This window comes from Paraburkholderia phenazinium, assembly GCF_900142845.1.
In the GTDB taxonomy this organism is placed as follows: Bacteria; Pseudomonadota; Gammaproteobacteria; order Burkholderiales; family Burkholderiaceae; genus Paraburkholderia; species Paraburkholderia phenazinium_A.
The window spans coordinates 588,620-603,201 of sequence record NZ_FSRU01000003.1; the positions used below are offsets into that span (position 1 = coordinate 588,620).

Annotated in this window: 13 protein-coding genes; 5 read left to right on the plus strand and 8 right to left on the minus strand. The window is 65.0% G+C overall.

Annotation, left to right across the window (positions count from 1 at the left end; genetic code table 11):
• The first annotated feature begins 210 nt into the window (after nucleotides 1-210).
• Entirely contained in the window at nucleotides 211-999 is a 789-nt protein-coding gene (locus tag BUS12_RS36280; protein WP_074302300.1) for a sulfite exporter TauE/SafE family protein, read from the plus strand.
• 43 nt (nucleotides 1,000-1,042) lie between these two features.
• Here BUS12_RS36280 and BUS12_RS36285 read toward each other — a convergent pair whose 3' ends face one another.
• A complete protein-coding gene (locus tag BUS12_RS36285) occupies nucleotides 1,043-1,297 on the minus strand; it encodes a hypothetical protein (protein WP_074302301.1) in 255 nt (84 codons plus the stop codon).
• A gap of 210 nt (nucleotides 1,298-1,507) precedes the next feature.
• The gene (locus BUS12_RS36290) at nucleotides 1,508-1,864 is read right to left on the minus strand and encodes a BON domain-containing protein (RefSeq protein WP_074302302.1); all 357 of its coding nucleotides are present in this window, start codon (nucleotides 1,862-1,864) and stop codon (nucleotides 1,508-1,510) included.
• A 654-nt stretch (nucleotides 1,865-2,518) separates the two neighbouring features.
• Between BUS12_RS36290 and BUS12_RS36295 the strand changes: the two genes are divergently transcribed.
• From BUS12_RS36295 to BUS12_RS36305, 3 genes are all read left to right on the plus strand, one after another.
• Entirely contained in the window at nucleotides 2,519-3,913 is a 1,395-nt protein-coding gene (locus BUS12_RS36295; protein WP_074302303.1) for a TAXI family TRAP transporter solute-binding subunit, read from the plus strand.
• 156 nt (nucleotides 3,914-4,069) lie between these two features.
• Nucleotides 4,070-4,711 carry a 2-hydroxychromene-2-carboxylate isomerase gene (locus BUS12_RS36300; protein ID WP_074302304.1) on the plus strand — a complete coding sequence of 214 codons (642 nt, stop codon included), beginning with the start codon at nucleotides 4,070-4,072 and terminating at the stop codon, nucleotides 4,709-4,711.
• 261 nt (nucleotides 4,712-4,972) lie between these two features.
• Nucleotides 4,973-5,971, plus strand: coding sequence for a LysR substrate-binding domain-containing protein (locus BUS12_RS36305; RefSeq protein WP_074302305.1), 999 nt, complete (start codon nucleotides 4,973-4,975; stop codon nucleotides 5,969-5,971).
• A gap of 20 nt (nucleotides 5,972-5,991) precedes the next feature.
• Here the strand turns inward: BUS12_RS36305 and xdhC are convergent, their stop codons facing one another.
• From xdhC to xdhA, 3 genes are read right to left on the minus strand one after another with little or no spacing between them, the layout of a single operon-like run.
• Entirely contained in the window at nucleotides 5,992-6,564 is a 573-nt protein-coding gene (gene xdhC / locus BUS12_RS36310) for a xanthine dehydrogenase accessory protein XdhC (RefSeq protein ID WP_074302306.1), read from the minus strand.
• A 25-nt stretch (nucleotides 6,565-6,589) separates the two neighbouring features.
• Nucleotides 6,590-8,956: a xanthine dehydrogenase molybdopterin binding subunit gene (xdhB, locus tag BUS12_RS36315; protein WP_074302307.1), complete on the minus strand. Its 2,367-nt coding sequence runs from the start codon at nucleotides 8,954-8,956 to the stop codon at nucleotides 6,590-6,592.
• Nucleotides 8,957-8,987: 31 nt separating this feature from the next.
• On the minus strand, nucleotides 8,988-10,505 hold the full coding sequence (gene xdhA / locus BUS12_RS36320; RefSeq protein ID WP_074302308.1) for a xanthine dehydrogenase small subunit: 1,518 nt from the start codon (nucleotides 10,503-10,505) through the stop codon (nucleotides 8,988-8,990).
• 377 nt (nucleotides 10,506-10,882) lie between these two features.
• Between xdhA and BUS12_RS36325 the strand changes: the two genes are divergently transcribed.
• Nucleotides 10,883-12,094 (plus strand): MFS transporter, encoded by a 1,212-nt coding sequence (locus BUS12_RS36325; protein ID WP_074302309.1) that lies wholly within the window; start codon nucleotides 10,883-10,885, stop codon nucleotides 12,092-12,094.
• Between the two features lie 60 nt (nucleotides 12,095-12,154).
• On the opposite strand, the gene BUS12_RS36330 is transcribed toward BUS12_RS36325, so the two are convergent.
• The 3 genes from BUS12_RS36330 to BUS12_RS36340 form a co-directional block, all read right to left on the minus strand.
• Nucleotides 12,155-12,394: a DUF6900 domain-containing protein gene (locus BUS12_RS36330; RefSeq protein WP_074302310.1), complete on the minus strand. Its 240-nt coding sequence runs from the start codon at nucleotides 12,392-12,394 to the stop codon at nucleotides 12,155-12,157.
• A gap of 304 nt (nucleotides 12,395-12,698) precedes the next feature.
• Complete coding sequence (locus BUS12_RS36335; RefSeq protein WP_074302311.1) at nucleotides 12,699-13,928, minus strand: pyridoxal-phosphate-dependent aminotransferase family protein; 1,230 nt, start codon at nucleotides 13,926-13,928, stop codon at nucleotides 12,699-12,701.
• A 221-nt stretch (nucleotides 13,929-14,149) separates the two neighbouring features.
• A complete protein-coding gene (locus tag BUS12_RS36340; protein WP_074302312.1) occupies nucleotides 14,150-14,353 on the minus strand; it encodes a hypothetical protein in 204 nt (67 codons plus the stop codon).
• Nucleotides 14,354-14,582 lie beyond the last annotated feature (229 nt).

Genomic DNA, 14,582 nt, shown 5'->3' on the forward strand with positions numbered 1-14,582 from the left:
ATGGACCCCTTATCAGCAGATATCACCCCGATGGGGGATCGGTGCCATGCCGATGGCTCCGTGAAAGCAGCGGACACGCTGACCCGCCAGTTTTGCGACAATAGCGCCTTTGCCGCACCGGTTCGCGCCGCGAATCCCACCTCTGCCGTGGGACGCGTCAGGCTCGAGGATGCGGTTCGCAACCCCATACGACCGGTAGCGGTCCGCCCCATGGCACTCCCCCATATCGAACTCCTGTATTCGTTCTCCGGCCTGTTCGTCGGCTTCCTCGTCGGACTGACGGGCGTCGGCGGCGGCTCGCTGATGACGCCGATCCTGGTCCTGCTGTTCAAGATCCACCCCGCCACCGCGGTCGGCACCGACCTGCTGTACGCCGCCGCCACCAAGGCAACCGGCACGCTGGTGCACGGCCTGAAGGGATCGGTGGACTGGCAGGTGACCACGCGGCTTGCCGCCGGCAGCGTCCCCGCGGCCACCGTCACGCTGATCCTGCTGCACCGCTATGGCATGGATACGCCGGGCGCGAGCCGGTTGATCCAGATCGTGCTGGGCGCGGCCTTGCTGATCACGTCGGTGGCGCTGGTGTTCCGGCCACAACTCGCCAAACTCGGCGCGGGCCGCGAGAGCTCGCTCACCCAGGGCCGCACGCTCGGCTTGACCGTACTGACGGGGGCGGTGCTGGGGGTGTTGGTATCGCTGACTTCGGTGGGCGCGGGGGCGATCGGCGTGACGGTGCTGTTGCTGCTGTACCCGCGGCTGCCCACGACGCGGATCGTCGGCTCGGACATCGCCCATGCCGTGCCGCTGACGCTACTCGCCGGCGCCGGCCACTGGCTGCTCGGCTCGATCGACTGGTCGATGCTGCTGTCCCTGCTGGTGGGCTCGCTGCCGGGCATTGCGATCGGCAGTTACCTATCTGCGCGGGCGCCGGATGCGCTACTGCGCAACATCCTCGCCGCCACGCTGACGCTGGTGGGCGTGAAACTGGTGATGTCCTGAGGCGCGGGGCGCCGCGCCTTGCGGCCCTACCTGCCCCCGCCCGCTACTTGAAGAACCGGCAGGTCAGGTCGGTTTCGAACTGCCGCACCCAGTAGCCGGCCTCGTCGGCACGATACGACTGGGCCCAGCCGCCGCGCCGCACGGTCACGAGCCGGCGGTGATGGTCGATATCGTCCGGATCCGCCGACCCGGTGATCTCAAAGTGCGCCGGCGCAAAGCCGTGCCGCGCGCACACCAGTTCGAAGGCTGCCCGATCGCCGATCGGCAGGTCCGTATAGCGCTGTTGCGTGGTGTCCATTTCGGTTCACTCCGGGTTCACTCCGGTTCCAAGCCCTTACAGTACGCCTCAACCCGCGAAATTTGTGTGTCATAGCGCACTGCGCATATCGCTCGCATCGGCCAGCTTCGCGGCATCCTCTACTGCGTCGCCCCGGTCCCCAAAGCAGAACGGGCTCCGGCGAAACGCCGGAGCCCGTTCCAGACACTGCGGCGCACGCGCCGCGGCCGATCAGTTCGGCAGAACCACCGTCAGCTTGTTCGACACCGACGTCACGCCGTCGACACCCTTGGCGACTTCGCCGGCCTTGTCGACCTGACCCTGGTCAGGCACCGAGCCCGTCAGCGTCACTGCGCCGCCACGCGAGCGCACGGCGATGCTCGACACGTCGATACCCTGAGCCTTGGCCAGCGCGCTGCGCACTTTGCGACCCAGTGTACGGTCCGCTTTCTTGACCGTCTTGGCGCTCGGAGCGGCCGGTGCGGCGCCCGTCGTGCCCGTTGCATCGCTTGACTGCGCGTACGTGTTGCACGCGACAACCACCGCCACCACACCACCCAGCGCCTTCAGAAAATCGACCGATTTCATGATTTCTCCTGTTTACTTCGGTTATGACCGCATCTAACAAGCGGCTTCGTTACGACTTCGGGCGGCCGTTGCGGCGCACGCATACGCGCGGCTGGGCCACGGCCGATTTGAGGCTTCGACACGGTGTGCGAGAGGCGAGAGAGGCCGGCCCGAGCCATCGCATTGCGACGCCCAGCCGACGAGCCGCGAAGTCCGCCAACGCGCCCGGTTCTACTTTGTCGTGCCGGGTCGCGCTGCGCAAACGTTGAATCGCAGCAGCGATGCACAATTTAATCTACGCGCGCCAGAAGCGCAAAGGGTTTAGCGCAGGACGCCGGCCTTCATGTTGGGTCCCCGCCGGGTTCCTGCGGGGTTGGCGTGGGGTTTCAACCAGGGTTCCTGCGCGGTTCGCGTGGGGTTCGCGCGCGGTTCACGCGCGGTTCACGATTTGTTACGGGTTTATGGAACCGCACCCACACCGCGCCTGCCGCCACCGCGTCAATCTCATGTACCATCGGCGCGAGTAAGCCGCCTGGCGCGGCCGCCCGGCCTCCGGAGAGAGGCCGGCAGAGGTCTCGTCGAGCCGGACGGGCGGCCCCCGTGCACCACGACGCGGCTCGCCGCCGGCCTGAAGCCGCTCCATTCACCGAACCATCGTCGCCGTCACGTCATCCCATGAAGTCTTCCACCGGCCGCAAACCTGCCCGCCTCGTCGCCCGTTTCGTGGCGATCTCCTGGCGCGATCTGGCGGTGTCGTTCGGTCCGATCCTGTTGATCGCCGCCGCCGCCATCTGGGTCGCCGTGCGCCTGATCCAGCCCGCGCCGCCCGACACCCTGACGATCACCACCGGTCCTCAAGGCAGTTCGTTCTGGAATGCCGCGCAAAAGTACAAGGCCATTCTTGCGCGCAACCGCATCACGCTCAACGTGCTGCCCTCCGAGGGCTCCGCCGAGAACCTGCAGCGCCTGGCCGATCCGCATAGCAAGGTCGACGTCGGCTTCGTGCAGGACGGCGTGGCGGCCGGCCCGGTGCCGGACGGCCTGATATCGCTCGGCAGCGTGGCTTATGTGCCGCTCGCGATCTTCTACCACGGCGCCACCGTGACCCGGCTGTCGGAGTTCAAGGGTCAGCGCCTCGCGATCGGCGCAGAGGGCAGCGGCACGCGCCAGCTGGCGCTGGCGCTGCTGAAGGCCAACGGCATCGAGCCGGGCGGCGCCACCAAACTGCTGCCGCTGTCCGGCGACGATGCGGCTGAGGCGCTGGTGTCGGGCCAGGTCGACGCGGCCTTCCTGACCGGCGATTCCGCCCAGCCGCCGGTGATGGGCAAGCTGTACCGCACGCCCAACGTGCAGTTCTACAATTTCACCCAGGCCGAAGCCTATGCCCGGCGCTTCCCCTACCTGACGCAGATCCATCTGCCGATGGGCGCCTTCGATCTCGGCAAGAACCTGCCGTCGGCGCCGATCCAGATGGTCGCGCCGACCGAAGAACTGGTGGCGCGCGACTCGCTGCATCCGGCGCTCTCCGATCTGCTGATCGACGCGGCCCGCGAAGTGCACGGCAAGGCCAACGTGATGCAGCATGCCGGCGAGTTCCCGGCGCCGCTCGCACACGATTTCCCGATCAGCGACGACGCCGCGCGCTACTACAAGTCGGGCAAGAGCTTTCTGTACCGGATCCTGCCGTTCTGGATCGCGAGTCTCGCCGACCGTCTGCTGGTGGTCGTGGTGCCGCTGATCGTGGTGCTGGTGCCGGCGCTGCGGCTGGTGCCGTCGCTGTATGCGTGGCGCGTAAAGTCGCGCATCTACCGCTGGTACGGCGCGCTGATCGCCATCGAGCGCAGCGCGCTCAGCGAGACCTCGGCCGAGGAGCGCGTGACGCTGATCGAGCGGCTCGATGCGATCGAGGAATCGGTTAACGGACTGAAAATGCCGCTCGCCTACGCCGACCAGTTCTATGTGCTGCGCGAGCATATCGGCTTCGTGCGCGATCGGCTCACGCACGGCGGTGAGCCGCCATTGGACGCGGCCCGGCCATCCGTGCCCAACGAAAGCTCGGAAACGGCCTGAGCGCCCAGCACTTCAGCAAGCGCTGAAGATAATGCGGACTGCACGGGACCCCGGCTCCGCGTAAGATCACGACAATCTGGATGGTTTAGCAGACGCGTGTAACAGACGCGCGTGTGCAATCGCTCCGTCCAGATCCGAGCAATCCGGGAGACATTTATGACCGATGGCATCGACGCCACGCAACCGTTGTGGTTTTACGACTTCGTCTCGCCGTTCACGTACCTGTTGCTCGAGCAACACGATAAATGGCCGGGCTTTCCGTTCGTCGTCACACCGGTTGTATTGAACGATCTCTATCAGCACTGGGGCCAGCGCCCCGCCTACGGCGTGGCCGCCAAGCGCGTGTTCATGTACCGTCACGCGCTGTTTCGCGCGGATCAGCTCGGCATCCCGTTCAAGATGCCGCCGGCCCATCCGTTCGATTCGACGAGGCCGCTGCTGCTCGCCGTCGCGGCCAAGGCGGACATCAACTGCGTGCGGGAGATTTTCCGCTTTATCTGGCGCGAGGGACGCGATCCGTCGAGCGACGAAGCGTTCGCCGAACTGTGCGAACGGGTCGGCTTGCCGGACGGTCCCGAGCTGATCCAGCAAGAAGAGGTCAAGGCACAATTGCGCCGCAACACCGCCGATGCGATCGCGCTGGGTGTGTTCGGCGTGCCGACCTTCTGGCTCAACGATCAGCTGTTCTGGGGCGAAGACGCGCTGCCGATGGTGCTGTACTGCGCGCGCACGCCGAACTGGCTGGAGTCGAAGGAAGTGAAGCGGATCAGTTCGCTGCCGTCCGGGCTGAAGGGTTGAAGAACGGAATAGCCAGGAGGCCACGGCGAGTCGAGCTGAAAGCCGGATGTCAGCGCCTTCGCCGCGCATCGAAGCGGCATGGCGCCACGATGCACGCCACCTATGCCCTGGCCGCCCTGTGATCCCGGCCATACCGCGTCCGCTATGGCGGCCGCACGGCAAACAGGCCTAAGGTTATGCACTTCGCGCCCCGCTCCGCGAGCCGCCTGGGTGGGGGCTCCGAACGACGCCTCTCCCGAGTCTGATCCGCGCACCTGATCCATGGACGACACTGCCGCCTCCCTCGATATCTGGCTCGTGCGCGTGCTGCGCACGCTGCTTGTCGAGCGCAGCGTCACGCAGACGGCGCAGCGCCTGAACCAGACCCAGCCCGCCATCAGCACCGCACTGCGCAAGCTGCGCGAGACGCTGAACGACCCGATCCTCGTGCGCGGCAAGTCCGGCATGGTGCCCACGGAATACGGCGCATCGCTGCTGCCGTCGGCGCAATGCGTGCTGCGCGAGGTGGATTTTGTCGCGACACCCCATGGCGACTTCGACGCGGGCCGCTCGCGCCGCACCTTCCGGATCGCCGCGCCCGACTATCTGAACGATTTCTTCATGCCCACCGTGATCGCGCAGTTCCGCGAAGCGGCGCCGCACGCGCGTCTGGAAATCGATTCGCTGAACCCCACGCTCGACCACGCCGCCGCGCTCGAAGCCGGTGAACTGGACCTCGTGATCGGCAACTGGCCGAAGCCCGATACGCGCTTCGAGAAAAGCGACCTGTTCGCGGATACGGTGGTGTGTCTGATGCGCGCCGACCATCCGCTCGCGCAGGCGCCGCTGACGCGGGAGACCTATCTGGCGGCCCCGCATCTCGCGCCGACGCCGTACAGCGGCGCCAGCAGCGGCGCGATCGATATCGGCTTTGCACGGGCGGGCGCCGAGCGGCGCATCGTGACGACGCTGCCCTACTTCGGCCTCGTGCCGCAAACGCTGCTGCAATCGGATCTGATCTTCACGACGACGCGCCGCTTCGCGATGCACTACGCGAACATGCTGCCGCTCGCGGTGGTCGATGTGCCGATTCCGTTTCCGCGTATCCGGTGCTACCAGTTATGGCATCCGCAACCGGATCGGCCGAGCGATGTCGGCTGGTTGCGGACCTTGATGTCGCAGGTGTCGGAGCGCCTGGTGGCGCAAAAGGCGCGGCGCGTGAAGAAGCCGGGCGCGGTGGGGAATGCCACGGGGAAGGCGGCGGGAACAGAGGCGGCGTAAAAGCGCGCCGCTACGCGAACTCAAACGCTTGCGCAGACCTCACGCGCCATCGACGCCGCCGGCCGCGCCGCCTCTCGCGAGCGCACCTGCAGCAACTCGGCGCACACGGCCACTGCGATGGATTGCGGCGCCTTGTCGACGATACCGCCCACGCCAATCGGGCAGGTCATCTCTACCAGCCGCTCCAGATCCACCCCACGTTCGATCAACCGCCGCTCGAACTTCACGCGCTTGGTCTTCGAGCCGATCATCCCGAAGTAGGTGAAATCGCGCCGCCGCATGATGCGCGCGGCGAGCGAGAAATCGAGCGCATGGTTGTGCGTCATCACGAGGAAGTACGCGCCCGCCGGTGCGGTGTCGACGATCGCCTCGGGCGTGTCGGTGGCCTCGACCTGCACGTTGGCCGGAACTTCGTCGGGGAACAGCTCGTCGCGCTCGTCGACCCATTGCACGACGCACGGCAGGCTCCCCAGCAAGGCAATCAGCGCATGACCGACGTGACCCGCGCCGAACAGCACGATATGCATCGGTGCCGGACGCGACACAGCATGGCTGCTGCGCCGGCCGATCTGAACGAAAGAAGACAGGTCCATGGCGGGCATTCCGGTAGCGCTTCGGTTATTGACGCGGTGCGGCCGTAGCGGCGCGCACGGCCGCAACCGCTTTCAGGATCTCTTCGCTCGTCGCGGGTGCGTTGAGCGGCGGATTGACCTTGTAGTCGCCCACGCTCGCCACCGCATCACGGACTGCGAAGAACACCGAGAACGGCAGCAGCAGCGGCGGCTCGCCCGTGGCCTTCGAACGGTGGATGCTGTCTTCAGCATTTTTGTTCTTGAACAGCCTGACGCGGAAGTCCGGCGGCGTATCGTTGACGGTTGGGATCTTGTAGGTGGATGGCGCATGCGTCATCAGCTTGCCACCGGGGTTCCACCACAGCTCCTCGGTCGTGAGCCAACCCATGCCCTGAATGAAGGCCCCTTCCACCTGACCGACATCGAGTGCCGGATTCAGCGAATCGCCCACGTCATGCAGCGCATCGGCGCGCAGCACGCGCATTTCGCCGGTCAGCGTGTCGATCACGACCTCCGCCACCGCCGCGCCATACGAGTAGTAGTAGAACGGCCGACCCTGCAGCTTCGACTGATCCCAGTACAGCTTCGGCGTTGCATAGAAACCGTCCGACCACAACTGCACGCGGGCGAGATACGCCTTGGCGATGATCTCGTCGAACGGCACCACGGCGTCGCCCACGGCCACGCGGTCGTGACCGAAGCGCACGCTGGCGGCGCTCACCTCGCCCGCGCCGTAGCGATCCGCGGCAAAAGCGGCAAGGCGCTCGCGCAACTGGCGCGCGGCGTCCTGTGCGGCCTTGCCGTTCAGATCGGAGCCGGTCGAGGCCGCCGTGGCCGAGGTATTCGCCACCTTGCTGGTGTCGGTTGCCGTGACACGCACGCGGTTGAAGCTGATGCCGAGTTCATGCGCGACCACCTGCGCAACCTTCGTGTTGAGCCCCTGTCCCATCTCCGTGCCGCCGTGATTCACCAGCACCGAACCGTCGGTGTAGATGTGCACCAGCGCGCCGGCCTGGTTGAAGTGGGTAACGTTGAACGCAATGCCGAACTTCACCGGCGTGAGCGCCATCCCCTTCTTCAGCACTTCGTTGTTCGCATTGAACTCGCGAATCGACTCGCGACGCGCACGGTATTCGCTGGTCGCTTCGAGTTCGTCGATCAACTCGTGGATCACGTTGTCTTCGACGACCTGCCCATACGGCGTCTGATTGCGCTCGGTCTTGCCGTACAGATTGCGACGGCGCACGTCGAGCGAATCTTCGCCCAGCGAACGCGCGACGTTGTCCATGATGTATTCGATCGCGAACGCGCCTTGCGGACCGCCGAAACCACGGAACGCCGTATTCGACTGCGTGTTGGTCTTGCCGCAGAAGCCGTCGATCGTCACGTCCGAGAGCCAGTACGCGTTGTCGAAGTGGCACAGCGCCCGCGTCATCACGGGACCTGACAGGTCGGCGGAGAAGCCGCAGCGCGAGGTCATGTCCACGTTCACACCTTCGATCACACCCTTGTCGTCATAGCCGACTTCGTAGGTGTAGTGGAAATCGTGGCGCTTGCCGGTGACCATCATGTCGTCGTCGCGGTCCGGGCGCAGTTTCACCGGACACAGCAGCTTCCACGCGGCAATCGCCGCGCAGCAGGCGAACAGGCCCGATTGCGATTCCTTGCCGCCGAAGCCGCCGCCCATCCGGCGGCATTCGACCAGCACGTTGTGCGACGGCACGTGCAATGCGTGCGCCACCAGGTGCTGCATTTCGGTCGGGTGCTGAGTTGAACAGTAGACGTGCATGCCGTCGTCGTCCTTCGGCACTGCGTACGAAATCTGTCCTTCCAGATAGAACTGCTCCTGGCCGCCGAGCAGCATTTCGCCGGCGTCATGATGGGCCGCACGCGCGATCTTCGCGCCGGCGTCGCCGCGAGCGAGCTTCATGGGCGGCAACACGTGCTGATTCGCGGCGCGGGCCTGCTGCGCGGTGAGAATCGCCGGCAGCTCTTCGAAGACGGTTTCGGCGCGGCGCGCGGCGAGCCGCGCTGCTTCATGCGAAATCGCGACGACGATGAACATCGGCTGACCGACATACTGCACCACACCGTCCGCGAGGATCGGATCGTCGCCATGGATGATCGGGCCGACGTCGTTCACGCCCGGGATGTCCTGCGCCGTGAAGACGGCGACCACGCCGGGCGTCGCGCGCACCTTGTCGAGCGACATCGAGACGATCTTCGCATGCGCTTTCGGCGAGAGGCCGAGCGCCGCGTGCAGCGTGCCGGCGAGCACCGGAATGTCGTCGGTGTAGGTGGCGCGGCCGCTCACGTGCAGATGCGCGGACTCATGCGGCCGCGAGATGTGTACCTGGGTGAAATCGTCGAAGTCCTGAACGTCTTTCAGGAACGGTTCTGCTTGCTGATTCATTCGAGTGGTTCTCCGTATCCGGTTGACTGGGTCAGGCGTTCGCGCAGGCGGCCTGCACCGCGCGCACGTCGAGCGCGGATTTGGGCAGCGGATTGTGCGGCCGGGTCTCCAGCCAGAAGCGATACAGCGTGTTCTTCGCCGCCTCGAGGCGATAGTTGCTGGTGGCGCGCATGTCGCTCAATGGCGCGTAGTCGTTGCCGAGCGCGATCATCGCCGCCTGCGCGGTGGCTTCGTGCCATTCGGCGTCACGCAGCACGGTTTCAGCGTGCGTCGCGCGCTTCGAGGTCGCGGCCATGCCACCGAAAGCAATGCGCGGTTCGCGGATCGTGTCGCCGTCGGCAATGAACGAGAACGCCGCGCACACCGCCGAGATGTCCGAATCGAAGCGCTTCGAGAGCTTATAGGTGCGGAACTGCAGGTTCTGGCGCACGCCGGTGCGCGTAGGCACCTTCAGTCCGACGACGAACTCGTGCTCGGCCATGTCCTTCTTCTGATACGCGAGGTACAGGTCTTCGAGCGGCATTTCGCGTTCGATCTCGCCGCCGCGCACCACCACATGCGCGCCGAGTGCGATCAGGCCGGGCATCGAATCGCCGATCGGCGAGCCGTTGGCAATGTTGCCGCCGAGCGTGCCGGCATTGCGGATCGGCAGCGAGGCGAAGCGCTTCCACATCTCCGTCAGTTCGGGATAGTGCTTCGCGATCTCCTCGTAGGCCGCCTCGACGCTCACGCCCGCGCCGATCTCGATCCACTCGTCGGAGACCTCGATGCGCCGCAAGGCTTCGATCTGGCCGACATAGACGATATTGCCCAGCTCGCGCATCTGCTTGGTGACCCACAGGCCGATATCGGTGCTGCCGGCGAGGATGCGGGTGGCCGGTTGGGCCGCCTTGATCTGCGCGAGCGCGGCGACCGTGCGCGGCGCGTCGAACTGCTGGCCGGCGAATTCGTAGTGGAAGGTCTCGCCGCGCTTGAGCGTGGCGAGCTTCGCCGACAGCGCGGCGAGGTCGACCGGCGCCTTCGGAGCCGGCGCTTCGAACATGCGTACCGCCGCGTCGACGATCGGCCGGTAGCCGGTGCAACGGCACAGGTTGCCGGTCAGGGCATTGCTGATGTCGTCGCGCGAGGGCACCGTCCTGTTGGCGCAGCTCTGTTCGTGGCCGTGCTTTTCGTACAGCGACCACATCGACATCACGAAACCCGGCGTGCAGAACCCGCACTGCGAGCCGTGGCATTCGACCATCGCCTCCTGCACCGGATGCAGCGAGCCGTCCGGCTGGCGCAGGTCCTCGACCGTGAACAGCGCCTTGCCGTCCAGGGTAGGCAGGAACTGGATGCAGGCGTTGACCGCCTTGAAGTTCACGCCGCCCGCTTCGTCGCGCTCGCCGACCACGACCGTGCACGCGCCGCAGTCGCCTTCGGCGCACCCTTCCTTGGTGCCGGTGCAGTGGGCATCTTCACGCAGGTACTGCAGCACGGTGCGGGTGACGGGCGCATTCGCGATCTCGCGGATCGCGTTGCGGTGGTAGAAGCGAATCGGCTGGGTCATGTCTCTTACTCTTGAGTTGTTCTGTCCGTGGGGACAATGCTGCGGTGACGATTCGAACGCTATCACCGTCAATATCTGCAACCCATAGCGAAGGGCACATGCGGGACATATCGTTGGGACGATAAGGAGACAGGTTTGGAGCGAAGTGCACTTATATGAGATGCGTTAAATTGCAGCATTTATTATCAAAATACCGCAATTTAGCCACGGTATTCGCCATCTAAGCGAGCCCGGCGCGTGAAGCGACACCGAAATCCGTCCTTTATATCGATCCGGCACCGTATTTTTGGCGCAAAAAGTATTAAGCAAGTCCTGCAAGGGAATCGGTTCCATGGGAAAATCACGCCTTCCCGCCGATTTCAAGTCTCGTTTTCCCCATGTCCGCCGACACCGCTACACCGCGCAGCGAATTTGCGACCACCCTGCAGATCATTCCGGTCGTTTTTTTCACGTTTATTTGTTATCTGACCATCGGCATTCCGCTCGCGGTGCTGCCTGGCTATGTCCACGACGACCTGGGCTTCAGCGCGATCGTCGCCGGGGCGGCGATCAGCGTGCAGTACCTGGCCACCCTCGCCTCGCGCGCGCTGGCCGGCCGCTCGGCCGACACGCTCGGTCCGAAGCGGACCGTCGCCATTGGACTGATCGGCTGCGGCACGAGCGGCGTGATGCTGCTGCTCGCCGTGCTGTGCGGGCACTGGCCGGGTCTCAGCCTGACGCTGCTGGTGTTGAGCCGGCTGGTGCTCGGTTTCGGCGAGAGCCTGTGCGGGACCGGCGCCATTCTGTGGGGGATCGGCCGCGTGGGGGTGTCGCACAACGCGCGCGTGATCTCGTGGAACGGCATTGCCACTTACGGCGCGCTGGCGATCGGTGCGCCGCTCGGCGTGGCGATTGCGCATCTGGTCGGCTATGCGGCGCTCGGCATCGTGGTGATCGCACTGGCCGCGCTTGGCTACTACCTCGCGCGGCACATCGCGCCGGTGCCTGTCGTACATGGCGAACGCATGTCGTATCGCAGCGTGTTCATGCGCGTGCTGCCGCACGGCATCGGACTCGCGCTCGGTTCGGCTGGCTTCGGCTCGATCGCGACCTTCATCACCCTGTTCTACGCCGCACGGCATTGGCCGAACGCAGCCCTGTCGCTGACCGTGTTCGGCACGCTGTTTATCGGCGCGCGCCTGCTGTTCGCCAATACCATCAAGACGTATGGCGGCTTTCGGGTGGCGATTGCGTCGTTTTCGTTTGAATGCGTGGGCTTACTGATGCTCTGGCTCGCGCCCGAGCCGCACTTCGCGCTGGCCGGCGCCGCGTTGACCGGCTTCGGCTTTGCCCTCGTGTTTCCGGCGCTCGGCGTCGAAGCGGTCGGCCTCGTGCCGCCGGCCAGCCGCGGTGCGGCGTTGTCCGCGTACTCGGTGTTTCTGGATCTGTCGCTGGGGATTACCGGGCCGCTCGCCGGCTATATCGCAGGTGCGTTCGGCTACGGCTCGGTGTTCCTGTTTGCGGCGGCGGCCTCCGCGGCCGCGGTGGTGCTGTCGACCATGCTGTACCTGCGCAACGCCCGCGTGCCGAACGCGCCGGCCGCGACCTGACGGGCCAGCCCTGTTACGCCCGGAGTGGCCGACCGGCCGTAACGGGCAGCCTCGCGCCGCTCAAGGAAAGAAAATTTCGTCGATCGAGCGGGTGTCGTCATTGCCGCCGCGCGCCACGCGATGCCCCACCATCAGGCCCGCATCGTAGGCGGCTTCGAGCGCATGGGTCAGATCCTCGATGTGGACAATGCGCAGGTCCTTCGTCAGCTTGCCAGTCTGCTCGAGCTGATCGATGCCGAGGATGTCGGTGGAAATCGTCCGCAGTAACTCAAGACGTTCGTCGTAGATGGTGTTGCTCATTTTGTACCCCCTTTACAGGCGGGGCGTGAGACCTCACATGAGAAATCACTGTTGCCCAATTAGCCTTTGATTTGCGTCATCCTTCAGTTGTAATAATAGTAAGGAAACGCAGGCTTGGCACGTGACCTGCAGTCGCAGGTTGAAGCTCTATTCCAAAAAAGTGACGGCATCTGCGGCGATCAGACGCTTAAATGGGGACAATGTCGCGGCTGGGCGATGTGAACAGCCGCGAACGTACCGCACCGCCCGCCGGCGAGCCGGCCTCCGCGGCCGGCCCGCACCCAGGAGACGCCGCGCCGCGCAACTAGCGCGCCGTCACGCTACGCGCTCCGCCCGACAGCGACTTTTCCAACGCCGCCACACCCGCGGGCAAATCGACGGCCACACCCAGATCCAGTACGGTCCGGCCCAGCGCATGCAGCGTCCGGAACAGGTTGTGTTCGCGGCATTGCTCGCCCATCTGCCCGATCCGCACGATCGGCAAACCAAACGAGCCCGATATCTCCACCTGATGATGCCGCGAGATGTGCCCGCAGATATCGCCGGGGCTCAGGCCCTGCGGAACCTCGATGCCGACTACCGAGTTCAGCCGACACGCCTGCGGTGTGTAGAGCTGCAGACCAAGCGCCGTGATGCCTTCCTGCAGCGCCACGGAACACTTCAGATGCCGCGCGAAGCGCTTCTCGAGCGTCTCCGCGCACACGAGGCGCAGCGCCTCATGCAAGGCCAACACGCCCGACACCGGCGCCGTGTAGTGATAGCCCGCGTTGTGCCAGAAATTCTCCGCCAGCGACGCGTCGAGACACCAGTGCGCATTCGGCGCCGTGCGGCGCTTCACCCGCTCCCATGCGGCATCCGAGAACGCGATCAGGGACACGCCGGGAATCGACGACAGTCCTTTCTGGCCGCCGGTAATCACCGCGTCGATACCCCACGCGTCCATTTCCAGCGGCATCGTGCTGAGCGTGCACACGGCGTCGACGATCACCAGCGCGCCGGCCGCCTTCGCCAACGCCGCAATGTCTTTCAGATGATGATTCACCACCGTGTTGGAGGTCTCGCCCTGCACGATCGTGACGATCTCCGGCCGCTCGCGGCGGATCGCTTCGGCCACCTGATCGAGACTTGCCACCGTGCGATCCGCTACGTCGAGCGTCGCCACCTCGGCGCCGACGCGCCGGCCCATCTCCGCCATCCGTTCGCTGAAAAAGCCATTCTTGATGCTCAGCACACGCGTGCCCGTCCAGGCCAGATTGGAGATCGCCATTTCCATCGCCGCCGAGCCTGGGCCCGCCACGCCGAGCACCCACTTGGAGCGGGTCTGGAACACGTAACGCGCCATGGTCTTCACCTGACCGATCACCTTCACCATCGTACTTCCAAGGTGATTGATCACCACCGTATTGGCCTTGGCGACAGCGGCGGGAATCGGCACCGGGCCGGCGCCCATCATCAACAGCGGTTCTTCGGGGAGGATGGCGTCGAGCGATTCGACGTCCGGACAGGGAACGGGTGTGGAAGTAGTGGTGGACATGATCGGTACGGAGGAAGTCAAGGTGCCGGAGGTGCAAGCGGCCTCGCCAACTGTGACGCTGGCGAGGCCGCTTATACGTTGACCAGCGATCATTCACCGATCCGGCCGATTGTGCAAGTTTTTTGACAGCATGGCCTGGCCGTGATGAGCGGCCCGTCTCCTCGCCCGCTGCGACGGGTATCCCGCTTCGGATCAAGGCTGGTCATGAAGGCTACTCCGCGTCACTCGTAGCCGTTCTCGTCGAGAAGTTTTTCGATCGCAAGCCAGAGCGGACGCTCGTCATAACAGCCGTTGTGCCTGGGGACGTTGCACGGATACAAAGGATGCATGCGCCCCTCGTCCGGCTCTTCGTCGGGCGTCCGCGTCCACGCCCGCAGTACGCGCAGCAGCGTAAGCGCTTCCGTGTTCGTCTGTTCGATGTTCATGACCGTGCCCTCCAGGAAGGCGCCTCGAACCCGGAGGTTCAGGACGGTTCCGTACCATGCGTGCCGCCCTGGGACTCCGGGGATGAGTTGCCTATTCGCGAATACCTATGTCTACTTCGATTAACCCCTCTTCGACTTTATTCAATCAATACGATCTCGCAGACAACGACAACATAAACGAATCCGGGCGACTTCACTATTTAACCGGCTGCAATGATCGGAATGACAT

Bases quoted from the DNA above. Each gene is read 5' to 3' on its own strand.
- BUS12_RS36335 (WP_074302311.1), bottom strand. From the start codon at position 13,928: ATGTCCACCACTACTTCCACACCCGTTCCCTGTCCGGACGTCGAATCG.
- BUS12_RS36280 (WP_074302300.1), top strand. From the start codon at position 211: ATGGCACTCCCCCATATCGAACTCCTGTATTCGTTCTCCGGCCTGTTC.
- BUS12_RS36285 (WP_074302301.1), bottom strand. From the start codon at position 1,297: ATGGACACCACGCAACAGCGCTATACGGACCTGCCGATCGGCGATCGG.
- xdhA (WP_074302308.1), bottom strand. From the start codon at position 10,505: ATGACCCAGCCGATTCGCTTCTACCACCGCAACGCGATCCGCGAGATC.
- BUS12_RS36295 (WP_074302303.1), top strand. From the start codon at position 2,519: ATGAAGTCTTCCACCGGCCGCAAACCTGCCCGCCTCGTCGCCCGTTTC.
- BUS12_RS36330 (WP_074302310.1), bottom strand. From the start codon at position 12,394: ATGAGCAACACCATCTACGACGAACGTCTTGAGTTACTGCGGACGATT.
- BUS12_RS36290 (WP_074302302.1), bottom strand. From the start codon at position 1,864: ATGAAATCGGTCGATTTTCTGAAGGCGCTGGGTGGTGTGGTGGCGGTG.
- xdhC (WP_074302306.1), bottom strand. From the start codon at position 6,564: ATGGACCTGTCTTCTTTCGTTCAGATCGGCCGGCGCAGCAGCCATGCT.
- xdhB (WP_074302307.1), bottom strand. From the start codon at position 8,956: ATGAATCAGCAAGCAGAACCGTTCCTGAAAGACGTTCAGGACTTCGAC.
- BUS12_RS36305 (WP_074302305.1), top strand. From the start codon at position 4,973: ATGGACGACACTGCCGCCTCCCTCGATATCTGGCTCGTGCGCGTGCTG.
- BUS12_RS36340 (WP_074302312.1), bottom strand. From the start codon at position 14,353: ATGAACATCGAACAGACGAACACGGAAGCGCTTACGCTGCTGCGCGTA.
- BUS12_RS36325 (WP_074302309.1), top strand. From the start codon at position 10,883: ATGTCCGCCGACACCGCTACACCGCGCAGCGAATTTGCGACCACCCTG.
- BUS12_RS36300 (WP_074302304.1), top strand. From the start codon at position 4,070: ATGACCGATGGCATCGACGCCACGCAACCGTTGTGGTTTTACGACTTC.